Source organism: Nocardia aurea (genome assembly GCF_003123685.1).
In the GTDB taxonomy this organism is placed as follows: Bacteria; Actinomycetota; Actinomycetes; order Mycobacteriales; family Mycobacteriaceae; genus Nocardia; species Nocardia aurea.
Genome location: NZ_QCYJ01000175.1, coordinates 115,611 through 138,873, shown reverse-complemented (window position 1 = coordinate 138,873; position 23,263 = coordinate 115,611). Strand labels below are relative to the sequence as shown.

Below are 23,263 nucleotides of genomic sequence, written 5' to 3'. Positions count from 1 at the left end.
GATCTCGGGCTTGTTCGCCCCGTGTGGATCCCACCTTGCGCCGGGCGACTTGCGGCAGACTTGTCCCCCGCTTGCGCGCCTGCTCGTGCTCCCCGGTGGCGGACTCGGGTCGCTCGCTGTACTTCGACACCGCCACGGTCCGGGACGGACGTACTTCCTTCCCGTGCAACAGGTTCGATCATCATCCAACCGTCCGGGTCCGGACAGCGCGGTACCCGGGGTCCGCGGATGACCCCGGGTACCGTCACGCCGCTGTCCCGCCACTCCGGGTCCGGTACCCGCCGGAAGAGTGTCGTGGAATCGGGCGTCTACTTGGGCTGGAACCGCTGTCCGCCGTCTATGCGCACGACCTCACCGTTGATGTAGGGGTTCTCCAGCAGGTGCTGGGCCAGGAAGGCGTACTCGTCCGGGGTGCCGAGACGCTTGGGGAACGGGACCGCTTTGGCGAACTGGCCGAGCTTCTCCTCGCCGAGGAAGTCCATGATCGGGGTGTGCATCGTGCCGGGGGCGATGCTGTTGACGCGGATGCCGAGGACGCTCAGGTCGCGGGCGGCGGTGAGGGTCAGTCCGATGACGCCACCCTTGGCCGCGGAGTACGCGGACTGGCCGATCTGGCCTTCGTAACCGGCGATCGAGCTGGTCATGACGATCGCGCCGCGCTCACCGTTGTCCTTCGGATCGAATTTCGCGATCTTCGCCGCGGTCAGGCGCAGCACGTTGTACGTGCCGGTCAGGTACAGCGCGATCGTGTCGGTGAAACCCTTGAGGGTGTGCGGGCTTCCGTCGCGGTTGACGACCTTCTCGAGCACACCGAATCCGCCGTGGGCGATCACCGCGGCGCGCAGGGTGCCGAGTTCGTCGGCCGCCGCGAACGCCGCCTCGATGGTCGAATCGTCCAGCACGTCGGTGCGGACGTAGACCGCCTTGTTGCCGAGTTCCTCGGCGAGTGCCTTGCCCTTGTCGTCGTTGACGTCGGCGATGACGACGGCGGCTCCCTGGGCGTGCAACCGGCGAACCGTCGCGTCACCGAGACCGCCCGCACCGCCGGTCACCAGTACTACTTCACCTTCGAAAGACACTGCGTCTCCTTTGATTCGATGGGGGTTGTTCGTCGGATCGGAGCGGCCGCGGGCTCACTGACCGGTCCAGACGGGGGGCCGTTTCTCCGCGAAGGCCTTCGCGCCTTCCTGCGCGTCCTTCGTGCCGAACACCGGGGCGATGAGCTCGATCTGCTTCTGCCACATCTCGGCGGTGCTCCACTCGGCGGATTTCACCATGACCTCCTTGGTCACCGCGACCGCGATCGGACCGTTGGCCGTGATCCGGTCCGCCAGCGCCAAGGCCTGCTCGAGCGCTTCACCGGGTTCGGCCAGGACATTCACGAAACCCCAGCCCGCGGCCTCTTCGGCGGTGAAATTGTCACCGGTCAGCGCCAATTCGAGCGCCTTCTGATACGGAATGCGGTGCTGTAGCCGCAACAACGCGCCGCCGCCCGCGACCAAGCCCCGTTTGACTTCCGGGATACCGAATTTCGCGGTCTTGGCCGCCACGACCAGATCGGTGGCCAGTACCAGTTCCGTACCACCGGCCAAGGCGAAACCCTCGACCGCCGCGATGAGCGGCTTGATCGGCGGCTTCTCGGTGAACCCGAGACCGCGACCGGGGATGTAGGGGTAGTCGCCCGCCGCGAAAGCCTTCAGATCCATTCCCGCGCTGAAGTTCCCCCCGCTTCCGGTGAGCACCGCGACCGACAGCTCGGGACTGCCGTCGAGCTCGTCGAGCGCATCGGCCAAGCCCTGGCTGACCGCCAGATTGACCGCATTACGCGCGTCGGGCCGGTTGATCGTGATGACCAACGTGCGCCCGCGGCGTTCCAGCAGCACTTCGTCCGACACCGGTACCTCCACTCGTCCTTGTTATAGAAAACGCTACTATAAGCATTACCGTAAGAAAAGGGATGCTCGCTTCCCGGCGTGGATCGCCCGGGCAGCGAGCATCCGCGAAACGATCGGTCAGACCTCGATGACGAGGGCCCCACCCATGCCGCCGCCCGCGCACATCGCCGAGACGCCGATGCCGCCGCCGCGGCGGCGCAGCTCGTAGATCAGGGTCGCCACCTGGCGCGCGCCCGACGCCGAGATCGGATGTCCGAGACTGCAACCGCTACCGGAAAAATTCACCAGGTCCTCGTCGATGCCGTGGGCGCGGCACGCGGCGATCGGCACCGAGGCGAACGCCTCGTTGATCTCCCACAGCGCCACGTCGCCGACACTCAGACCGGTGCGATCGAGGATCTTGCCGATCACATTCGCCGCCGCGATGCCGTTGTCGGCCGGTGTGACACCGACATTGGCCCACGCCCGCACCGTCGCCATGACCTCGAGGCCGTTGGCCGCGGCGTAGTCGTCGGCGGTGACCGTGACGGCCGCGGCGGCGTCGTTGATACCGCTGCTGTTCCCCGCGGTGACCGAGAACCCCTCGATCTCGGGATGCAGGACCGGAAGCGAGGCCAGCCGCTCGAGGGTGGTGTCACGCCTGGGGTGTTCGTCGGCGGCGAAGTCGATGACCGAACCGTCGGCCTGGGTGATCTTCAGCGGCAGGATCTCCTCGGCGAATTTGCCCGCATCGGCCGCGGCGACGGCGCGCTGATGCGACCGCAGCGCCCATTCGTCCATCGCCTGCCTGCTGATGCCGACCTTCTTGGCGGTATTCCAACCCACGGTGATCGACATGTCCAGGGCGGGCGCGTCGGGGGTCTCCGGATGCGACGGCGGCATCCAGGGCTCTTTGAATTCCATCGGGTCCGACCCCGGCACCCGCCACTTCATCAGCGGCGAGGTCGACAGCGACTGCACGCCACCAGCGACGATCACCCGTTCCGCGCCCGCGCCGATATGGGCGGCCGCGTTGGCGATCGAGGTCAGGCTGCCCGCGCAGTGCCGGTTCACCGCCTGGCCCGGCACGCTCTCCATACCGCTGGCCACGGCGGCGTGACGAGCCAGATCGCCGCCGCCGTAATTCAATTCGGCGAGGATGACGTCGTCCACCTCGGACGGATCGACCCCGGAGCGGCGGACCGCCTCGGTCAGGATGTTGATCGCGAGCGTCTCCGAGGACACGTTCACGAGCGCACCCTTGAAGGATCGGCCGATCGCGGTCCTGACGGCGCTGACGATGACGGGTTTGGCCATATCACTCAACCTCTGAGTTATCGAGCCGCACCCGCTGGCGCGGCGTCCATGATGGGAGATTCAACTACGGTATTTCATACAGTATGATCGACAAACGCGGGTCGACGTCGGGCGACCCGGCATCTACTCACGCGCCACGGCGGCGAATCTCGCCGGTTCGGCTGCCAGTGCGACGAGGTTCGGATCGTCGCCGTCGAGCGCGTCCCTCGGCAGGTACGGGCCGTTCGCGATCAGCGCCTGCGCCGCACGCACATCGCGAGGTCGGCCGACGCCGATCACACCGACCAGGCGATCGTCGGCCAGGCTCAACGCCAGGAACGGGCCGGCGTCGAGATCGCCGCGCACGATCAATTCGGTGCCGAGTCCCGGCCAGCCCGCGATCTGGAGATTGCGGCCGAACTGATTGGTCCAGCACCACGGCACCTCCTCGTAGGGCGCGCTCGCCCCGAGCACGGCGCGAGCGGCCGCCGCACCGTGAGCCTGGGCGTGGTTCCAGTGCTCGACGCGTTCGGTGCCGCCCAGGATCCGGTTCGGGAAACGCGCGACGTCACCTGCGGCGTACACCCCGACCGCCGAGGTGGCGCAGAATTCGTCGACGACGATGCCGTCGTCGACGAGCAATCCGGCGTTCTCGGCGAGTTCGGTGTCGGGCGTCATCCCGACCGCGACGATCACCACGTCGGCGAGCCATTCGCGTCCGTCGACGGCGACCGCGCGGGTGCGCGCGCCTTGCGCGTCCACCCGCGACAACCGCACCCCGGTGTGCACAGCGACCCCTCGATCACGGTGCAGCCGTTCATAACTCGCGCAGATCGGTTCCGGGAGCACGCGTTCCAGCACACGCTCGCCCATCTCGAGCACCGTGACATCGGCGCCCATGGTCCGCGCGGCGGCGGCGGCCTCCATCCCGACCAGCCCGCCGCCGACGATGAGTACCGACGGGGTCGCGCCTGTCGAGGTGACCCGTTCGAAGGCCGCGCGTAGCGCGGTGACATCGTGCAGGTGTCGCAGGGTGTGCGCGTCGGCCAGGATCGGGTCGAGCCGCCGCGGTCGTCCGCCGGTCGCCAGGATCAGCGTCTCGTAGGACAGTGAGTCGCCGTCGTCGAATTCCACGCGCGCCGAAGCGGTGTCGACGGCGGCGACGGTCGCGCCGACACGCAGTTCGATCGACTGCTCCGCCCAGAACGTGATGGGCTCGAGGTGCGCCTTCGCCGCGACGGCGCTGCCCGACAGCAATTCCTTGGAGACCATCGGGCGTCGGTACGGGATCGACGGATCGTCGCCGACCAGGACGATCGATCCGGCGAAACCGTCCTTGCGCAGTGTCCTCGCGGCGGAGGCGCCCGCGATACCGGTGCCGACGATGACGACGCGACCGGATCGCGGGACCGTCATCGTGACACCTCCACCATTTCGAAATCGGCCTTCTCGGCGCCGCAATCGGGACAGGTCCAGTCGGCGGGGATGTCTTCCCAACGGGTGCCGGGCGCGAGGCCGTCGTCGGGCCAGCCGAGCTCCTCGTCGTATTCCCATCCGCAGATGATGCAGCGGTAGAGCTTGTACGCGATGGTGGTTTCGGTCACAGTCACTTCCCCCAGGGCACTGCCTTGACGAACCCGCCCGCGTCGACCCGCAGCTGGCTGCCGGTGATGTAGCGCGACTGGTCCGAGGCCAGGAAGACGACGAGGTCGGAGACATCCTGCGGCTGGATGTAGGGAACCGGCATCGCCTGCATCGCCGGGAACGCCAGTTCGGCGTCCTCGCGCGTGGGGGATTCCTTGTCCGGCCGGAAGATCTTGTACATGCCCTCGTTGTGCAGCATGTCGGTATCGACATTGGTCGGATGCACCGCGTTGACCCGGATGGACTGTTTGGCCAGCTGGATCGACAGGTCGTTGACGTAGTGCGCGACCACCTGTTTCGCGAGACTGTAGGCCGAACCGCCCGGCCCCTGTTTGGTGGAACTGCCGAGCTGGGCGGCCAGCGAGCCGGTCGCGATGATGGACGCGCCGGGACTCAGATGCGGGATGCTGGCCTGCACGACATTGAAGACGCCGACCAGGTCGGTGTCGATGGTGTCCGACCACGACCGCAACGTCTGCCCCTTGCCCAGCGGCGCGATTCCGGCATTGGCGACCACGATGTCGAGTCGGCCCAGTGCCGCGACGCCCTCGGCGACGGCGTTCCAGACGGCGGTGCGCTCGCGAACGTCGACGATCACCGGGTGGAAGCGGCCACCCTCTTTCTCCACCAGCCTGCCGGTCTCCTCGAGATCCTCCGGGCGGGCGAGCGGGTAGGTATTGCCCTCGAGGTCGGCGCAGATGTCGAGGGCGATGACGCTCGCGCCCTCGGCGGCGAGATTGACCGCGTGCGAGCGTCCCTGCCCGCGCGCGGCGCCCGAGATCACCGCGACCTTGTTATCCAATTTTCCCACTACTGGCAACCTTTCAGTGTTTCGTCGGCCGGGATACACCGGGCCGGGAGCCGTTCAGCCACGCGGAATCCGGGAGCCGATGGTCTTGGTCTCGAGATATTGCTGAAAACCCTCGATGCCGCACTGGCGGCCGACGCCGCTGTTCTTGAAACCGCCGAAGGGCGCGTCCGCGCCGTAGAACATGCCGCCGTTGACGCCGATCGCGCCGGTCCGCACCCGGCGGGCGATCGCCATCGAGCGTTCGGCCGAGGCCGAGAGCACCGCGCCGGCCAGGCCGAAGGCGCTGTTGTTGGCGATACGCACGGCGTCCTCGTCGTCGGAGAACGGCAACACGATCAGCACCGGACCGAAGATCTCCTCCTGCGCGAGCGCCAGGTTCGGATCCTCGGAGGCGAAAACGGTGGGCTGCACGAAATGGCCGTCGGCCAGATGCGGCGGAAGATCCTCGACCGCGCCGCCACCGATGATCAGCCGCGCACCGTCATGCACGCCGCGCGCGCAGGCGTCGAGCACCCGCTTCTTCTGCGCCGCGCTGATCACCGGGCCGACGAGGGTGTCGGGCAGGGCTGGATCACCGACCGGCACCGCGGCGAACGCGGCGGCGACCGCGGTGGTCATATCATCGAACATCGAGCGGTGCACCAGCATTCGGCTGGTGGCCGCGCACGCCTGACCCGCGTGCACGCAGACGCCGATCGCGCTCTGTAGCGCGTGCATGGGATTGGCGTCCTCCAGCACGATCAGCGCCGACTTGCCGCCCAGTTCGAGGAACGTGCGCTTCATGGTGTCGGCGCCGTCGCGCATGAGCGTGCGCCCGACGGCCGTCGATCCGGTGAACGAGATCAGGTCGACGCGCGGATCGGTCGCGAGCAGTCCGGCGACCTCGTTGGACGGGGTCGCGACGACATTGACCACACCCGGTGGAATGTCGGTGCGCTCGGCGATCAGCCGCCCGATCCTGGTCGCGTTCCACGGCGTGTTCGGATCCGGTTTGAGGACAACGGTATTGCCCGCGGCCAAGGCCGGGCCGAGCTTGTTGAGAACGACCTCGATCGGGAAATTCGACGGGCAGATCGCGGCGACGACGCCCACCGGTTCCTGGACGACGGTGCGCCGGTTGCGATCACCGAACAGTCCGCCGCCGTCGAGTACTCGCTCCCAGGCGAAATCGTCGATCAGCCCGGTCGGATACCGCAGCGCGTCGGCCAGCGGCCAGTCCAGCTGCGCGTTCCGCGTCGTCATCGTGGGGCAGCCGACCTCGGCGACGAGTTCGGTTCGCAGATCTTCCTTTTCGGCTTCCAGCGCGCTCTGGAGTTGTTCCAGGCAGCGGCGGCGCAGCGCGCGGTTGGTCGACCAGTCGGTGTCGTCGAAGGCCCGCCGGGCAGCCGCGATCGCCCGCAGCATGTCCTGCTCGCCCGCCGCGGCGGTGGTGCCGAGCAGCAACCCGGTCGCCGGACTGTGGTTGTCGAAGGCCGCGCCCGAGGCGGCGCCGGTCAGCTCCCCGTCGATGAGCAATCGGAATTCGGCGCGTTCCGCCGCCGCGCGACCCACGTCCGGACTGAGGGCCACACGCTCCCCGACGATGTCACTCACTTTTCCTCCTGATCACCATCCTGGATGATTAACTGTAACCATTACCGTATAGTACTTCAAGATACGTGTCGATCGTGGAAAGGGAGCACCGATGTCGGGTCTGCTCAATGGCGTCAAAGTGGTCGAGTTGGCATCGTGGACATACGTGCCCAGCGCCGGAGCGGCACTCGCCGACTGGGGCGCGGACGTGATCAAGGTCGAGGACACCCGGGGTGGCGACCCCTGCCGGAACCTGGTCGTCGGCGGCCTGGACGGCACCGGCACACCCGTTCAGGCCAATTTCATGATGGAACTCGGCAATCACGGCAAGCGCAGTATCGGCGTCGACATCAAGTCCGAACAGGGACGAAAGATCCTGGGCAGATTGATCGCCGACGCGGACGTGTTCCTGACCAATTGGCTGCCCGCCGTGCTGGAGAGAGCCGATCTGTCGGTCGAGCGGATCCGGGAATTCAATCCGAAGGTGATCATCGCGCGCGGCAGCGGCCACGGCAGCCGCGGCCCGGACAAGGATCGCGGCGGATTCGACGGCGCCAGCTACACCGCCAGGGCGGGCGTCGCCTACGCCCTGACCCCGACGAACGCCGAATTCCCGATGGCGCAGGGCCCGGCCTTCGGCGACCTCCAGGGCGGTATCACCCTGGCGGGCGGCATCACCGCGGCGCTGTTCCACCGCGAACGTACCGGCCACGCTCCCCTGGTCGACAGTTCGCTGCTGGCACAGGGCATGTGGGCCGTCGCTCCCGATATCGCGGCCGCCGACTACTACGACATCGATCGCATTCCCGCGGGCGAGGCGGGCACCGCCCTCAATCCGGCGGTGAACCGCTACCGCACCCGCGACAACCGCTGGGTGCAATTGCTGTTCCTCCAGACCGATCGCTACTGGCCCGGATTCTGCGAACGCATCGGCAGGCCCGACCTCGGCGTCGACGAGCGGTTCACCCCGCTGGCCAATCTGGTCCGCAACCAGGAGGCCGCGACCGCCGAACTGCGCACGACCTTCGCCGAACACGACCTCGCCCACTGGCAGAAGGCGCTGACCGACGAACCCGGCGTGTGGGCGACCATCGCCAGCCCGCGGGAAGTACTCGACGATCCGCAGGTGGCGGCCAACGGCTATCTGATGACGGTCGCCGACAGCGCGGGCAACGAGTACCGAACCGTCGCGGCCCCCGTGCAATTCGACGAGACCCCGGCCCCGCCGGTGCGCGCGCCCGAATACGGCGAGCACACCGAGACGATTCTGCTCGAACTCGGACTCGACTGGGACGACATCATCGCCGCGAAGGAATCGGGCGCGATTCTGTAGCGCCGGACCGCGCGTGGATTCGGAGCTGCGAAAACAGGCCATCGATCGGCCCGGACCCCCTCCCGTGCGGCCCACCATGCGCTATATTGTAAGACATACTGTAGACCTTTCTCAGAGGAGTGTGGTCGTGTGGACAAGAACGACATGATCCTGATCAGCGTCGATGATCACATCATCGAGCCGCCGGACATGTTCAAGAACCACCTGCCCAGCAAATACGTCGACGAAGCCCCCCGATTGGTGCACCTGGAAGGTGGCGCCGATGTGTGGAAGTTTCGCGACACCGTCATTCCCAATGTCGCGCTCAACGCGGTGGCCGGACGCCCGAAAGAGGAATACGGGCTCGAACCCGACGGCCTCGACGAGATCCGCCCCGGATGTTTCGACGTCGACGAGCGCATCAAGGACATGAACGCGGGCGGAATCCTCGCCTCGATGAATTTCCCGTCGTTCCCCGGTTTCGCCGGACGGCTTTTCGCGACCGAGGATTCGGACTTCTCCCTCGCCCTGGTACAGGCCTACAACGACTGGCATATCGACGAATGGTGCGGCGCCTACCCCGGCCGGTTCATTCCGATGGCGCTGCCGGTGATCTGGGACGCGGAATTGTGCGCGGCCGAGGTGCGCAGGGTCGCGGAGAAGGGCGTGCATTCGCTGACCTTCAGCGAGAATCCGGCGGCGTTGGGATACCCGAGTTTTCATGACCCGCACTGGAACCCGCTGTGGAAGGCGTTGGTGGACACCGACACCGTGCTCAGCGTGCACATCGGCTCCTCGGGGCGCCTGTCGATCCCCGCGGTCGACTCGCCACCCGACGTGATGATCACCTTGCAGCCGCTCAATATCGTGCAGGCGGCGGCGGATCTGCTGTGGTCACGACCGGTCAAGGACTACCCGGATCTCAAGATCGCGCTGTCCGAGGGCGGGACCGGCTGGATTCCGTATTTCCTGGATCGTGTCGACCGGACCTTCGAAATGCATTCCACCTGGACCATGCAGGATTTCGGCGGCAAGAAGCCGTCGGAGGTCTTCCGCGACCACTTCCTGACCTGCTTCATCAGCGATCCGGTCGGGGTGCGGCTGCGTCACGAGATCGGCATCGACAACATCTCGTGGGAGATGGACTACCCGCACAGCGATTCCATGTGGCCCGACGCCCCCGAGATCCTGCACGCGCTGCTCGAGCGCGAACAGGTCCCCGACGAGGACATCGACAAGATGACGCATCTGAACGCGATGCGCTGGTACTCCTTCGACCCGTTCAAGCATGTGCCACGGGAGAAGGCGACCGTCGGCGCGCTGCGTGCGGCGGCGGGCGACCACGACGTCAGCATCCAGGCGCGCAGCCACAAGCACACCGCCGCGGCGGACAAGCTCGCGGCGTTCTCGGCGCAGATCAAAGCGGCGACCGCCCACACTGCCAGCTGACAGCGGCGCCGCGACGACCCGGTCGCGCGCGGCCTGCCCGCCGCAGGATGCGGCCGCCCCGCCGTAGCGGTGGGGCGGCCGCGAACCCGTGTACCCAGACACGTACTGAGATCGTTCCGGTTCAGTGGAAATCCGTGAGGTGAGACGTTGAGCATTTCGGTTCTGCTCGAAATGGTCGCGGGAGGTGATCCCGATCGGGTCGCCGTCGTATCCGACGGCACCCGGATCACGAGCGCGGAATTGAGCACGATGGCCGACCGCGCGGCCGGATTGATCGGATCGTCGGGCGCCGAACATGTCGCCTATGTCGGCACCGGGGGAATCATGTTGCCCCTGTTGCTGTTCGGGTCCGCACGCGCGAGTCGGGCCTTCACCCCGCTCAACTATCGCCTCAGCGCCTCGGCGTTGCGCGAGCTGATCGACCGGCTGCCCGCGCCGCTGGTCGTGGTCGACGCCGAATACGCCGAGATGGTCGCGGGCTCGGGTAAGCAGACCATCGACTCCTCGTTGTTCTTCGCCACCACGCGCGCCGTCGGCACCGAGGTCGCCACCGTCGACGCCGACCCGGACAGCGTCGCGGTGCTCCTCTTCACCTCGGGGACCACTTCGCGTCCCAAGGCCGTCGAGCTGACCCACGCCAATCTGACCAGCTACGTGATGGGCACCGTCGACTTCGGCTCGGCCGAACCCGACGACGCGGCGTTGATCTGCGTGCCGCCGTATCACATCGCCGGTGTGGGCGCGGCGCTGTCGAATCTCTACGCCGGACGAAAGATGGTGTACCTCAGGCAGTTCGACGCGAACGAGTGGATACGGCTGGTACGCGACGAACGGATCACCAACGCCACCGTGGTGCCGACCATGCTCGACCGGATCGTCACCGCGGCGCGGGGCGGAACCGGAGGGGCGCTGTCGACCCTGCGCACCCTCGCCTACGGCGGATCGAAGGCGCCGCTCCCGCTGGTGCGCGCCACGCTGGCGCTGCTGCCCGAGGTCGGGCTGGTCAATGCCTACGGGCTCACCGAAACCAGTTCCACCATCGCGGTCCTGGCGCCCGAGGATCACCGGCTCGCCCACGGATCCGACGATCCCGCGGTCGCCAGACGACTCGGTTCCGTCGGCCGCGCGGTACCCGGTGTCGAATTGCAGATCCGCGACAAGGACGGCGGCGTCCTGGCCGCCGACGAGATCGGGGAACTGTTCGTCCGGGGCCCGCAGGTCTCCGGCACCTACGCCGACATCGGTTCGGTACTCGACGCCGACGGCTGGTTTCCCACCAAGGATCTGGCTTCCCTGGACTCCGACGGTTACCTGTTCATCGGCGGGCGCTCCGACGACACCATCATCCGCGGCGGTGAGAACATCGCACCGGCCGAACTGGAGGATGTGCTCGTCGAGCATCCCGAGGTGCGCGAGACCGCCGTCATCGGGCTGCCCGACCCCCGGTGGGGCCAGATCATCGTCGCCGTCGTCGTACCGGCTCCCGGCTGCGATCCCGATCCCGAGGTCCTGCGCGCCTACGTGCGCGAGAACCTGCGCGGCTCGCGCACCCCCGACCGGGTCGTCTTCCGCGATCAACTGCCGACCACCCCGACCGGCAAAGTCCTGCGCCGCGCCCTCGTCGACGAACTCGTCTCCCCCACCACATCTCTCGTTCAGGAGTCCCCGTGATCAAGAGCGGCACCCGGCTCGAAAGCCAGGTCTGTGACACCCAGGTGATCGTCATCAAGTCCACCGACGCCGTGGACGCGCTGCGCTGCGGCGGAGCGCCGATGGTCCCGGTCGGTGCGGACAAGTCGGCCGATGCCGTCCTCGATCCGGACTTCGCCGACGGTAACGCCATGGGCAAACGGTACGTGCACGAGACCGGCGCGGAAATCCTGGTCACCAGGCCCGGAACCGGCACCCTCGACGTGGACGCGACCCCGTTGCGGATCAAGGAAGCCAAGCAACTGCCGTCGAGCGACTGACGGGCATCACGACGAAAGCTCGCCGACTCCTCGGATTCCCCGGAGTCGGCGAGCTTTCGTCGTTCGCGCCTACCGCCAGGCGGCGAGCAGTTCCTCGGTCGTGGTGACGGTCGCGAGCAGCGAGAGGGTGTTGTCGATGATCGCGTCACCGTATGCGCGCGGCACCCCCGCGACGGCGTCGCGCGGCAGCACGACGTGATAGGCGGCGTTGACCGCGTCCATGACCAGATTGGGTATCGCGACATTCAGCGAGACACCGACCGCGACGATCGTGGTCACCCCCAGATTGCGCAGTACGGCGTCCAGATCGGTTCCGCCCATCGGCCCGAGCCCGTGCTGGCGGCTCAGCACCAGATCCGAAGGCTCCGGGCCGAATTCGGGCAGTAGGGCGGCGCCGGGGCTGTCCGGCGCGACCGCGACACCACGTCGTCCGATGGCGAAGAGTTTCGCGTTGTGATTGGAACCCAGACCGTCGGCCCGCCGCCGCACCATGCAGTGCACGACGTGCACGCCCGCTGCCCTGGCCACCGGCAGCAGCTTCTCGATATTGGGCAGCGCCTCGCGACGCGCCTCCTCGGCCAGAGCGGGCAGTCCGGCCTCGGGGCCGACCACCGCACCCTGACATTCCTGTGTGATGACGGCGGTGCGCTCCGGCACGACCAGATCCGCCAGGCTTCGGGCACTCATGCCGCCACCGGCGCGCACATCGGGGTCACGCGGACGTACTCGTCGCGTCGGCCGGCGGCACGTCATAGAACTGGGTGGCCCATTTGCGTAGCGACAGATACGGTTTCGCGTCCTTGGGCGAGAGCGGCGGGCGTTCCACATACTTCTGGTGACGCCAGATGCTCAGGTCCTCCCACACCGTCACCAGGAATTGCTTCTCCACCCGCGCCCGAACCTCCGGCGGCGGCACATCGGATTCGTCACCGGGATTCTTCGGCCACCAGATCGAATAGAACAGATCCGAGCATTCGTCGTCCACGGGTGTCGTGGCGAAGATCAGCCGATGTTTCGAGGAACCGTCGAACGCGCTGATCGAGCCGCCGAGTCCGAACATCTGGGCGTGGATCTTCAACGCCATCTTGTTCGGATCGTCGCTACGCGCGTCCGGCCAGCCCGTCAGGAAGTTCCAGGTGTGGTCCACCGCGCTGTAGTCCAGCATCTGCGGTGTCACGGTCGCGCCGTGCACGTACTCGAAATGCAAACTGTCCGGGCCGTTTTCGAGCACGACTTGCGGATGCACCGGTTCCCGCTCGGTCTTGCTGGAGAACTCGGGATAGGGCCGATAGAAATTCTCCGGATCGGTCTCCAACTCGGGGAACATCCGCAGGATGTCGGGCATCTCCCACTGCGGCTCCTTGCCGTCGGGCTGATGCCACATGAACACGCAGCCGTTCTGCTCGTTGACCGGGTACACCCGCAGCCGCAGACCGCGATTCACCCGATCCTCGCCGGGGATCTTGCGGTTGGTGCCGTCCGGGCCCCACCGCCAGCCGTGGAAAGGACATTCGACGCAGTCGCCGACCACCTTGCCCCCGTAGCCGATATGCGCGCCGAGATGGCGGCAGTGGCCGGTCAGGATATGCAGCTCGCCGGACTCGTCGCGGTAGGCGACCAGATCCTCACCGAAGTAGCGCAGCGGCCGGACCTCTCCCAGTGGGAACTCGGCCGACCAGCCGACCATGAACCACCCGGTGACCTTCCAGGTGAAGGGAACCTTCACGTGACACCTCCGCGTTCCGAGAACGTTACTGTTACGCTTACAGTAACGCATGGAGTTCGACTTGACGACCCCCGAACGGCGGATCGGACTCGTTAGTGGCTTCCCGCTCGCGCGCCGGAGACGACGACCTCGCCGAAGGTTTCGATGAATTTCGTCGCCGCCGCCGGACCGGAGCCGTCGACGTGCACCACCGCGTAGGTCGCCCCGCGTCGTTCCAGGTCGTCGAGGTGGTCCAAGGCCGCGCGCACCGAGCCGCCGTCGTCGAAATCGAGGTGCGGACACACGACCTGTACGTCGACGGTCGAGGGATCGCGGTCCGCGGCCTCGAGTCTCCTGCGCAACAGGTCGACGCCCTCGCCGAACTGACTCGCGTTCTCGATCGCGGTGGTGCGCATGGCCGCGGCCATCGTGGCGTCGGCGATGATCGGCATCCATCCGTCGCCGTGCCGCACGACGCGGCCGATCGCGGTCGAGCCGTTGCCGCCGATCCAGATCGGCGGATGCGGGCGCTGCGCGGGCCGCTGTAGCCACATCGGGCCGATCGCCGCGAAATCCGCACCCGTCACCGGCTTCTCGGGATCGGTCCAGATGCCGCGCAGCGCCGCGAGGGCCTCGTCGAGCAACGCGGCCCGCCGCTCGTGTTCGACGCCGAGCGCGGAGAATTCGGCACGCAGGTATCCCGCGCCGACACCCGCGATCAACCGGCCGCCCGAGACGATGTCCAGACTGCCGAGCGCCTTGGCCGCCGCGTAGGGATTGTGGAAGGGCAGAACGTACAGATTCGTCATCACCCGGATGCTCGAGGTGACACCGGCCATGAAACTCAGCGCGGCGATCGGATCGAGGGTGTTGTGCCCGCCGTTGTTACGCCACTTCAGTGACGGCGCAGGATGTTCGCTCAGCGCCACCGCCGTGAAACCGGATTCCTCGGCCCGCGTGACGACCTCGCGGATCACCTCAGGCCGCAGGAAGATATCACCCGCGGAAGGCAATTCACTCGGGTACTCGAGTACGTATTTCATCGAACGGCCTCTCGATCAGGGGAGCGCGCATTCCTCGACGAACGACAGCAGGCCGAGGTGGTAGGCCGCGGCGCCGAAACCCACGCTGATGTTGTGTCCACTTCCGGTCTGTTCGTGCGTGACGAAACGCGGTGCGGCGGTGAAGAATCCCGCGATCTCGGCCAGCGCCTGCGGATCGCTTCGCCAGACCCGCTCGTATTCGGCGTGGCTGAATCGCACCGGGACCCGCACCCGCCCGGCCAATCCCGGGAATTCGGTCGGCCAGTCGCGCACCACCGCCCCCTCGTATCGAGGCGAAGGGCAGGTCAGCGACTGACCGCCGTAGACATCGGCGGGATAGAGGTGCTCGGGATGCCAGAGCAGATCGCGGATACCGGCGGCACTGCGGGTGTGGCGCATCTCCTCGATGACGCGTGACGCCTCGGCGTGTTTGCGGACTCCGGTGCCCGCGAGTTCGAGGCCGAGCAGGTCGTCGCCGCGATCGTCGGCGGCCATCCGCGCCGCGAGGTCGCATCCCGCGGAATGTCCGAGCAGGAAAACACCCGCACCGCGCGAACTCTCGGCGAGCAGTGCGTCGACGGCGCGGAAGCAGGCATTCACGCGGCGCTCCGGCGATTCGAAGCGATCACCCCACGGCGCGGAGGATCCGTATCCGGGCCGATCGACGGCCAGCACGCTGAATCCGAGCGTCGCGCCGAGACGCAACAGCGACAGCCGCGGGCGACCGGGTACGTCGAAATAGCGCGAGGTCGTCGCTCCCCCGTGCACGGCGACGAGCACCGCGCGCGGTTGGCTCACCTCGGCGCACAACGCCGACATGGGAATACCGTCCACCTCGACCTCGCGGGCCGCGACGGTGCCGGAGGAGGTGTACCCCGTCGACAGGCGCGGCGCGGTCACCGATCCGCCCGCAGGAGCAGGACACCGCTCGGCGTGAGCCCACCGCTGCTCGCGACGGCGACGCGCGCGTCGGGAATCTGGCGCGCACCGGCCTGGCCGCGCAGTTGCGTGACCGCCTCGTGGATGAGCCCCATGCCGTGGGTGCGACCGTGTGAGAGCTGACCGCCGTGGGTGTTCAGGGGTAGCACGCCGTCGCGCGCGATGTTCTTGCCCCCGTGCAGGAAATCCTTCGCCTCGCCGATCCCGCAGAAGCCGAGCGCCTCGATCCACGACAGGCAGTTGAAGGTGAAACCGTCGTAGAGTTCGGCCACATCGACATCGTCGGGACGCAGTGACGTGCGCGACCACAGGTGCGCGGCTTGGCCGAGTACTTGCGGTTCGTGGGTCAGGGTGCTCTGATCCCATTCGAGGCGTTCGATGATCTGGGTTCCCACCGCTTCGACGAGCACCGGCGGCTGGGCCAGATCCGCGGCGGTCTCGCGCGCGGAGACCACCACCGCGACCGAGCCGTCGCAGGGGACGTCGCAGTCGTAGAGCCCGAACGGCGTCGTGATGGGACGTGCGGACAGATAGTCGTCCATGGTGAGCGGATCGCGGTAGATCGCCGTCGGATCGAGGGCGGCGTTGGCGCGCTGGTTGAGCGCGATCCAGCCCAGTGTCTCGCGGTCGGTGCCGTAGCGATGGAAATGTCGCTGGGCGGTCTGGGCGAGCAGGTGCGCCGCCGACACCGCGCCGAACGGCAGCAGCCAGCTGTCGGCGATACCCGACGGCGGCGAGATCCGGCCCGCCCGAACCAGTTCCGCGTAGGTGGATTCCCAGACCGTGCGGAAGCACAGCACGTGCCGTGCCAATCCGCTCGCCACCGCGAGCATCGCCGCGATGACCGAACCGCCGGGACCGAAGGTCTCGCCGCCGCCGTTGTACCAGGTCGGACGCAGACCGAGCGCGGATTCGACGGCGGTGACGCCGCCTTCGCCGAACGGACCGAAATTCCCCGACCCCGGATAGGTCGACAGCCCGTCGATATCCTCGAGGCGCAGACCGGCATCCTCGACCGCGGCGCGACAGGCCCGCACCGTGAGCGAGAGCGGATCGGCCATCAGTCTGCGCCCGATCGGCGACATCCCGATGCCGGTGATGGCGACCTTGTCCTCGAATTTCTCCGTGGTCGCCATCGGCCGGACATGCGCGCGCATGGACGCGGGATCGATGGGGTCGGCGGGCAACTCGGCGACCGGCGCCGATTCCCGGGCCGGCCGGAACAGCGGTAGCCATACCGCGCCGACCCGCGTGAACACCACTTCCATCCGCAGCCCGAGTTCGAGCTGTTCCGGATCGCACTCCACCGTATTGGTGGTCAGGCGAACCCGGGTGTCCTCCTCGAGCGCGACCTGCGCGACGACGTAGGGCGCGGGCAGACCCGGCAGCGCGAAGCGGTGATTGACGGTGAACCCGATCAGGGTGGCGTACCCGGACACCGCCCGCACCCCCATGCGGTCGCCCCGGCAGTGCCTGCACACCGGTTGCGGCGGATGGATCAGCGCCGCGCACGACAGGCATTCCTGAATCCGCAACCTGCCGTCGGCGCCGGAGGTCCAGAAGAACTCGGTCTCCGGGGTGAGCGACGGTTGCGGACGTTCCGATGTCCCGGACACCCCGATCTCAGCTCACCTTCGCCTTCGGCTTGGCCGGATGCGAATAATTCGGCCTGCCGAGTCCGAGCACGTGCTGGGCGATCATATTGCGGAAGACCTCGAGTGTGCCGCCGTAGATTCCGCACAGCGGCGCCCACCGGTAGACGTACTCCATGCCGCCGTTGTCGGCGGCGCCCTCGGTCTCGATCGGCAGCGCGGACGCGGGCCCGAGGACATCCATGAGATCGGGCGAGATATCGCGCATCGTCTGCGCGAGCGCGACGCGGCCGAACATGTGCGGCGCGGACAGGGCCGCCTCCACCTTGGCGATACTGCGGCCGAGCCGGTAGCCGACCGAGGTGTCGTCGAGCAGCCTGCGACCGTCCGGGCCCGGCTTCGCCGCGATCGAGACGACATTGTCGACCGAGGTCGCCATCATGGTGCCCTGGTGGATCAGGATCGAGACGTCCTGGAGGCCGTCCTCGGCCGCGCCGACCACGCCGTGTTCCTCGTTCAGCGGCCCCATCAGCACCGCCCAGCCGCCGTTCACGTCACCGAGGCGGTACTTGTCGTCGATCCTGACATCGCTGTAGTAGACGATATTGGTCCGGTCGCCGTCGACCGTGCGGATGCCCTGGATCTCGATGCCGGGGGTATCGAGGGGAACCAGGAACATGGTGAGGCTCTTATGTTTCGGAGCCTCGGGATCGGTATTGGTGATCAGGAAGACGTACTGGCAGTTGTGCGCGCCGGTGGTGAACATCTTCGAACCGTTGATCACCCACTGATCGCCGTCGCGCACCGCACGGGTCTTGGACATCGCCACGTCGGATCCGCCCTCGGGTTCGGTATAGCCCAGGCACAGCCTGACCTCACCGCGTTCCAACCGGGGCAGTACTTCTTGCTGGAGTTCGGCCGATCCGTGTTTGCGCACGGAATTCACCACGATCGAGGTCGTGCCCCAGGTGACCCAGGGAATATGCACCCGCCGCCGCTCCAGATCCCAGATGCGCCGCCGCAGCCGGTTCAGACCGCCTTCTTCCTCCGAATTCAGTTCCGCGGCCAGCCAACCCGCGGCGCCCATCGCCAGGTGCACGCCCTCGTCGAAATTGTCGCCGGTTTCGCGGTCGCGCCTGCGGACCTCGTCGGTGACATGGGTATCGAGGAACGCGCGTACCTCGTCCAGGAATGCCTGGTCGTCATCGGACAGTTCGACACGTGAGAAATCCATGATGTCCTCCTAACCCTGCTCGGCCGCGAAACGCTGCGCGACCTGGATGGCGGTGGCGGCCAGATCACCGGCGGCGAGCGGCCATCCCCTGGCGCGCAACAGATATGCCGACGCCAGCGATTCGGTCGCCACGCCGAGCCCGCCCTGGACCTGCACCGCCATGGTGGCGGCCTTGGGAGCCTCCTCGGCGATGTAGCAGAAGGCGGCGGGGGGCAGTGCCGGTTGGTATTCGGGCTCGTGTTCGAGGAACCAGGCCGCGCGACGGGTCAGGTTGCGCGCGGCATTGACCGTGATCGCGATATTGGCCAGCGGATGGGAGATGGCCTGCAACGTCGAGATCGGCACACCGAGGGTGTAGCGGGTCGTCGCGAATTCCGCCGCCACCCGCATGGTCTCCTCGACCAGGCCGACGAGCGCGGCCGCGGTGAGCACCCGCCATTCGTCGAGCGCGCGTTCGTATTCCGCGAGCGCGTCCGCGCCGGAGGCGAGCACGGTGCGACGATCGGCGGCGGCCGGATCGACCCAGGCCATCGGGAGTCGACCGATATTGTCGACCTTCGCCGGGCGGGTGTCGAAACTCAGCCGCACGATCTCGTCACCGTCGCGCACGACGATGTGGTCGGCGATCGAGCCGGAAGCGATCAGGCGGACACCGGTCGCCGCGTCGACACGGGTGTCGAGGGCGACCAGTTGCCTGCCCTCCACCACGTCCGCGGTCTCGGGTTCATCGGCGGCCAGCGCGCCGAGGCGCACGAGCAGACGCGCGGCGCAGATGTGATCGATCCACGGCACCGGGGCGATCGCACGCCCGAGTTCCTCGGCGACGAGGCTCAGATCCACCAGCGTCGCGCCGTCGCCGCCGACCGATTCGGGCATCGCCATGCTCGTCGCGCCGGTACCGCACAGCTGTTCCCACAGATTCTTGTCGAATCCCGCCGGTTCGGCCGCGCGGACGACCTCGAGGGAACTGCGTGTCTTGAAGAACTTCACATACACGGCCTGTAGTTCCGACTGGTCCTCCGACAGGCTGTAATCCTGCCTGCGCAATTCATAGCGGTCCATATTCGTTTCTCCTCATTCGCCGCGCGTCAGGCGCCGACGGTTCGATCGCCGAAGAAGAATTCCTGTGCGTTGTTGTAGAGATAGTTGTCGAGGACGTCCTCGGGCAGATCCAACGCGACAGCTTCGGGCACGAGTCTGCGCATCGACAGCACCGGCCAATCCGAACCGAAGATCACCTTGTTCTTGCCGCGCGTCCGCATGAAATGGATCAGGCTGTCCGGCAACCGCTTCGGCGACCAGGCCGAGGTCATCAGCCGCAGATTCTCGTATTTCATGAGCAGGCGGATCGCGATATCCCACCACGGATCGGCGCCGTGGATCATGCACAGCCGCAATTCGGGGAACCGGTAGCAGACCCGATCCAGATACATCGGATTCTGCACCTCCCCCGGAATCGGAGGGCCGGGAATGCCGGTGTTCATGCACAGCGGCAGGCCCAGTTCGGCGCATTTGTAGTACAGCGGGTAGTAGACCGCGTCCGTCGGCGGATACTGCCCGTCGCCCCAGAAACTCGGCCCCGAAGTCGTGTAGGCCACCGGCAGATCGTTCACCAGCGCGCCGAGTTCACGCAGCGACGCGACCGGATGGAGAAGGTCGACCCCGTTGAGCGCCAACGCGAATCGGTCCGGACGCGCCTCGACGAATTTCAGCGCGGTCGTCGACGGCTTGGCCATCGAATACATCAGGATCGACTTCTCGACACCCTGTTCGTCCATCTCGTCGAGCAGTTCGCTCAGCTCGACCTGCGCGTACATGGAGGTCGCACCCTTGAAGTAGTCATCTCTGACCTTCAACATCCAGCCGGGTTGCTCACGTTCACCGAAATGAACGTTGACCAGGCAGTCGTTGACCTTCCGCATCTATCCGGCTCCGATTTCTTCGATGTCGGCGTCCGCCTTGGCGGCGTCGACCGCGTGTTGCAACGCCCACCTGTAATCCGGCTTCCCGTTGCCGAGGCGTTTGATCTCCGGGACGAAGATGACGGCCTTGGGCACTTTGTAGCCGGCCAGTTCGGTACGGCAGGACTGCTGTAGCCCCGCCTCGGTGATTCCTTCGGCGCCGCCGCGGCACACCAATGCCACGACTTCCTGGCCCCATTTCATACTCGGACGGCCGACCACGAGCGCGTCGCTGATGTCGGGATGCGCGCGCAGCACCTCCTCGACCTCCTCGACGAAGACCTTCTCGCCGCCGGTGTTGACCACGAGCGCGTCGCGACCGAGCAGCCGCAGGGTGCCGTCGGCGTCGACGGTGGCTCGATCACCGGGGATGGCCATCCGTTTTCCGTCGATTTCGGGGAAGGTCCGCTCGGTGGCCTCGCGATCGGCCAGATATCCCAGCGGCACCCGACCGACCCTGGCCGCCCACCCGATCTCGGCATCGCCCGGCTCGAGAAAACGGCTGCGGTCCTGGGATATCGCGGTGGCGCCCGGCCCGGGGGTGAAGGTGTCGACCTCGGCGCCCTTGGTGCTGCGGCCGAACGCCATGCCACCGGTTTCGGAGGAGCCGTACCCCTCCACGACGTAGGCGTGCGGGATCAGTTCCAGCAGTTCCCGTTTGTACACCGGATTGGTCGCCGCTCCGCCACTGCCGATCGCGAGCAGCGACGACAGGTCGTAGTCCTTCTCTCGCAACGCGCGGACCAGCGGCGCGGCGTAGGCGTCGCCGACGATCGTCATCAGCCCGACCTGCTCGCGTTCGACGATCTCCAACGCGCGATGCGCGTCGAATTTCTGCCGATCGTCGTAGAGCACGATCGTCTGACCGACCAGCAGTCCCGCGCAGGCGGTCATGATGCCCGCGGCGTGCGACAGCGGGGATACCGCGAACCAGACCTGTCCGGTCCAGTTCGTGAGATCACGGAGCAGATCGGCGGATTCGTGATCCGCGCCGTTCATCGACGACACGTAGAGATCGCTCTGACGCCACAGCACGCCCTTGGGCCTGCCGGTCGTGCCGCCGGTGCACAGCATCACCAGATCGTCGGGTTCGGTCTCGATGACCGGCTCCGGCGCGCCCGCCGCGAGGGCGTCCTCGAACGCGATCGCGCCGTCGAGCTCCGGCGCGTCACTGCCGTCGTCGACCGAGATCAGCAATTCCACACCCTCGGGCGCGGCCTCGGCGACGACCTCGCCGAAGGATCGGTGGTAGACGATGCCGCGCGGCTGGATGTAGGCGAGCAGATCGCGGACCTCACGCGCGGTGTAGTAGGTGTTGATGTTGACCGGGACGACGCGGCCCTTGAGACAGCCGAGCATCACGTCGAGGTACTGGTCGTTGCGCATCAACAGCGCGACGCGGTCCTGTCCGCATTCCCACCTGTCCAGTTCGGCGCGCGGCGTGTGGACACCGAACCCTCTGTCGGCCAGGAAGTTCGCGAACCGGCGCGTGCGCAGCGCGGCTTCGCCGAAGGTACGCCGCCTGGTTCCGCATACGGTCATCAGGCGGTCCGGCACGGCCGCCGCGATCGTGTCGAAGACGGCTCCTATCGTCCACTGGGTCAACAGAGTTCTCCGATCACGAAGTCGCGCCCGCCGCTACGGCGGGTGACGACCGGTTTCTCACACATGGATTTCGTCCTGTCCGGCTGTCGCCGGCGAGGCGACGCGGATGCCGGGGAATTCGGGAGCGCCGTTGCGCACGAAGGTGCCGCCGACCGGCACGATCTGGTCGAGACGAGCCATATCGGGTGCCACCTCCTGATACCGAACGGCTGCCGCGAACCGAATAGATATGTCTACTGTATACGTATCGGTAGAGCTTCGCGCAAGGGTTGGGGATGCTCGGCGCATCCCTCGGGTTCGCGACGTACCGGATATGGCCCGCGACCATCGCGCAATCAGCGACAACCATGAACGGTATCGTCTACTGTATAGATGACAGTAAGGCGCGGACAACCCACACGGCCCAGGAAGACACGGGTACGACAGTGAACAACGACAACGCTCCCACCACCGAGGAGCCGACGGTGCGCAGCCACCGCGACGGCGCGGTCCTGCGTCTGACCATCGACCGCCCCGGCAGGCGCAACGCGCTCTCCCACGCCATGATCGACGAACTCGTCGGCGCGCTCACCGCGGCCGCCACCGACGACACCCTGCGCGTCGTCCACCTCACCGGAGCGGGCGCAGATTTCTGCTCCGGGGTGGACTGGGTGAGCACCAACTCCAACGGCGAGCGCCCTAGAACGGGCGATCTGGTCCGGCGCATCCCCCATACCGCCCACCGCGTCATCGAACTGGTCCACTCCCTGCACCTGCCGGTGGTCGCCACGGTCAGGGGATGGGCGGCGGGCATGGGCTGCAACCTGGCCATCGCCGCGGATTTCACCCTCGCCGACACCGACGCCGTGTTCTGGGAACCCTTCCTGCCCCGCGGCTTCAGTCCCGACACCGGCTCCACCTGGCTGCTGCCGCGCCTGGTCGGCGTGACACGGGCCAAACGGATGCTGTTGCTCGGCGAGAAGGTCGGCGCGGCCGACGCCGAGGACTGGGGTCTGATCTATCGCGCCACCGCCCCCGACGAACTCGACGCGCGGACCGACGAGCTGATCGCCCGCTTGGCCGCCGCGCCGACGATCGCCTTCGGACTCGCCAAACAGGCCATCCACCGCAATCAGCACACCGGTTTGGCCGATGCCATGGACCATGAGCTCTACGGGCTCGAACTCGCTTGCCGCACCGTGGATTTCAAAGAGGGTCTGGCCGCGTTCCGGGAGCGCAGACCCGCGGAGTTCCGCGGCAGATAGGCACCGCGCACC

Annotated in this window: 22 protein-coding genes; 5 read left to right on the top strand and 17 right to left on the bottom strand. The window is 67.1% G+C overall.

The features are described from left to right. Nucleotides 1-308 precede the first annotated feature (308 nt). The 7 genes from DAT37_RS43225 to DAT37_RS43195 all read right to left on the bottom strand — a co-directional run bounded on the left by DAT37_RS43225 (nucleotide 309) and on the right by DAT37_RS43195 (nucleotide 7,218). The gene (locus DAT37_RS43225; RefSeq protein WP_109530766.1) at nucleotides 309-1,079 is read right to left on the bottom strand and encodes an SDR family NAD(P)-dependent oxidoreductase; all 771 of its coding nucleotides are present in this window, start codon (nucleotides 1,077-1,079) and stop codon (nucleotides 309-311) included. Nucleotides 1,080-1,133: 54 nt separating this feature from the next. Further along, on the bottom strand, nucleotides 1,134-1,895 hold the full coding sequence (locus DAT37_RS43220; protein ID WP_109530828.1) for a crotonase/enoyl-CoA hydratase family protein: 762 nt from the start codon (nucleotides 1,893-1,895) through the stop codon (nucleotides 1,134-1,136). 117 nt (nucleotides 1,896-2,012) lie between these two features. Beyond that, the gene (locus DAT37_RS43215) at nucleotides 2,013-3,191 is read right to left on the bottom strand and encodes a thiolase family protein (protein WP_109530765.1); all 1,179 of its coding nucleotides are present in this window, start codon (nucleotides 3,189-3,191) and stop codon (nucleotides 2,013-2,015) included. A 123-nt stretch (nucleotides 3,192-3,314) separates the two neighbouring features. Beyond that, nucleotides 3,315-4,586 (bottom strand): NAD(P)/FAD-dependent oxidoreductase, encoded by a 1,272-nt coding sequence (locus tag DAT37_RS43210; protein WP_109530764.1) that lies wholly within the window; start codon nucleotides 4,584-4,586, stop codon nucleotides 3,315-3,317. Next, nucleotides 4,583-4,774, bottom strand: a complete 192-nt coding sequence (locus DAT37_RS43205; RefSeq protein WP_109530763.1) for a rubredoxin — start codon at nucleotides 4,772-4,774, stop codon at nucleotides 4,583-4,585. Before DAT37_RS43205 ends, DAT37_RS43210 begins: the two co-directional genes overlap by 4 nt. A gap of 2 nt (nucleotides 4,775-4,776) precedes the next feature. Beyond that, the gene (locus DAT37_RS43200) at nucleotides 4,777-5,625 is read right to left on the bottom strand and encodes a mycofactocin-coupled SDR family oxidoreductase (RefSeq protein WP_109530762.1); all 849 of its coding nucleotides are present in this window, start codon (nucleotides 5,623-5,625) and stop codon (nucleotides 4,777-4,779) included. A gap of 54 nt (nucleotides 5,626-5,679) precedes the next feature. Next, the gene (locus DAT37_RS43195; RefSeq protein ID WP_109530761.1) at nucleotides 5,680-7,218 is read right to left on the bottom strand and encodes an aldehyde dehydrogenase family protein; all 1,539 of its coding nucleotides are present in this window, start codon (nucleotides 7,216-7,218) and stop codon (nucleotides 5,680-5,682) included. Nucleotides 7,219-7,309: 91 nt separating this feature from the next. Here DAT37_RS43195 and DAT37_RS43190 point away from each other — a divergent pair, with 91 nt between their 5' ends. The 4 genes from DAT37_RS43190 to DAT37_RS43175 all read left to right on the top strand — a co-directional run bounded on the left by DAT37_RS43190 (nucleotide 7,310) and on the right by DAT37_RS43175 (nucleotide 11,928). Beyond that, complete coding sequence (locus DAT37_RS43190; RefSeq protein ID WP_109530760.1) at nucleotides 7,310-8,530, top strand: CaiB/BaiF CoA transferase family protein; 1,221 nt, start codon at nucleotides 7,310-7,312, stop codon at nucleotides 8,528-8,530. A gap of 129 nt (nucleotides 8,531-8,659) precedes the next feature. Further along, a complete protein-coding gene (locus tag DAT37_RS43185) occupies nucleotides 8,660-9,958 on the top strand; it encodes an amidohydrolase family protein (RefSeq protein WP_109530759.1) in 1,299 nt (432 codons plus the stop codon). A 147-nt stretch (nucleotides 9,959-10,105) separates the two neighbouring features. After that, nucleotides 10,106-11,629, top strand: coding sequence for a class I adenylate-forming enzyme family protein (locus DAT37_RS43180; RefSeq protein ID WP_109530758.1), 1,524 nt, complete (start codon nucleotides 10,106-10,108; stop codon nucleotides 11,627-11,629). After that, nucleotides 11,626-11,928 carry a hypothetical protein gene (locus tag DAT37_RS43175; protein WP_109530757.1) on the top strand — a complete coding sequence of 101 codons (303 nt, stop codon included), beginning with the start codon at nucleotides 11,626-11,628 and terminating at the stop codon, nucleotides 11,926-11,928. Before DAT37_RS43180 ends, DAT37_RS43175 begins: the two co-directional genes overlap by 4 nt. Nucleotides 11,929-11,997: 69 nt before the next feature. Here DAT37_RS43175 and DAT37_RS43170 read toward each other — a convergent pair whose 3' ends face one another. From DAT37_RS43170 to DAT37_RS46175, 10 genes are all read right to left on the bottom strand, one after another. Further along, complete coding sequence (locus DAT37_RS43170) at nucleotides 11,998-12,615, bottom strand: cysteine hydrolase (RefSeq protein ID WP_198654728.1); 618 nt, start codon at nucleotides 12,613-12,615, stop codon at nucleotides 11,998-12,000. A 25-nt stretch (nucleotides 12,616-12,640) separates the two neighbouring features. Next, a complete protein-coding gene (locus tag DAT37_RS43165; protein WP_109530756.1) occupies nucleotides 12,641-13,654 on the bottom strand; it encodes an aromatic ring-hydroxylating oxygenase subunit alpha in 1,014 nt (337 codons plus the stop codon). A gap of 92 nt (nucleotides 13,655-13,746) precedes the next feature. After that, on the bottom strand, nucleotides 13,747-14,676 hold the full coding sequence (locus DAT37_RS43160) for a TIGR03619 family F420-dependent LLM class oxidoreductase (protein WP_109530755.1): 930 nt from the start codon (nucleotides 14,674-14,676) through the stop codon (nucleotides 13,747-13,749). A gap of 15 nt (nucleotides 14,677-14,691) precedes the next feature. Next, nucleotides 14,692-15,576 (bottom strand): alpha/beta hydrolase, encoded by an 885-nt coding sequence (locus DAT37_RS43155; RefSeq protein ID WP_269814837.1) that lies wholly within the window; start codon nucleotides 15,574-15,576, stop codon nucleotides 14,692-14,694. After that, nucleotides 15,573-17,231: a thiolase C-terminal domain-containing protein gene (locus DAT37_RS43150; protein WP_232840348.1), complete on the bottom strand. Its 1,659-nt coding sequence runs from the start codon at nucleotides 17,229-17,231 to the stop codon at nucleotides 15,573-15,575. The genes DAT37_RS43155 and DAT37_RS43150 overlap by 4 nt, the downstream gene beginning before the upstream one ends. Before the next feature lie 7 nt (nucleotides 17,232-17,238). Further along, a complete protein-coding gene (locus DAT37_RS43145; protein ID WP_109530753.1) occupies nucleotides 17,239-18,441 on the bottom strand; it encodes an acyl-CoA dehydrogenase family protein in 1,203 nt (400 codons plus the stop codon). Between the two features lie 9 nt (nucleotides 18,442-18,450). Beyond that, complete coding sequence (locus DAT37_RS43140) at nucleotides 18,451-19,503, bottom strand: acyl-CoA dehydrogenase family protein (RefSeq protein WP_109530752.1); 1,053 nt, start codon at nucleotides 19,501-19,503, stop codon at nucleotides 18,451-18,453. 26 nt (nucleotides 19,504-19,529) lie between these two features. Continuing rightward, the gene (locus DAT37_RS43135) at nucleotides 19,530-20,363 is read right to left on the bottom strand and encodes an amidohydrolase family protein (RefSeq protein ID WP_109530751.1); all 834 of its coding nucleotides are present in this window, start codon (nucleotides 20,361-20,363) and stop codon (nucleotides 19,530-19,532) included. Continuing rightward, a complete protein-coding gene (locus DAT37_RS43130; RefSeq protein WP_109530750.1) occupies nucleotides 20,364-22,007 on the bottom strand; it encodes an AMP-binding protein in 1,644 nt (547 codons plus the stop codon). A 57-nt stretch (nucleotides 22,008-22,064) separates the two neighbouring features. Then, a complete protein-coding gene (locus DAT37_RS46175) occupies nucleotides 22,065-22,187 on the bottom strand; it encodes a hypothetical protein (RefSeq protein ID WP_269814836.1) in 123 nt (40 codons plus the stop codon). A gap of 245 nt (nucleotides 22,188-22,432) precedes the next feature. Here DAT37_RS46175 and DAT37_RS43125 point away from each other — a divergent pair, with 245 nt between their 5' ends. Then, complete coding sequence (locus DAT37_RS43125) at nucleotides 22,433-23,251, top strand: enoyl-CoA hydratase/isomerase family protein (RefSeq protein WP_232840347.1); 819 nt, start codon at nucleotides 22,433-22,435, stop codon at nucleotides 23,249-23,251. Nucleotides 23,252-23,263: the final 12 nt, after the last annotated feature.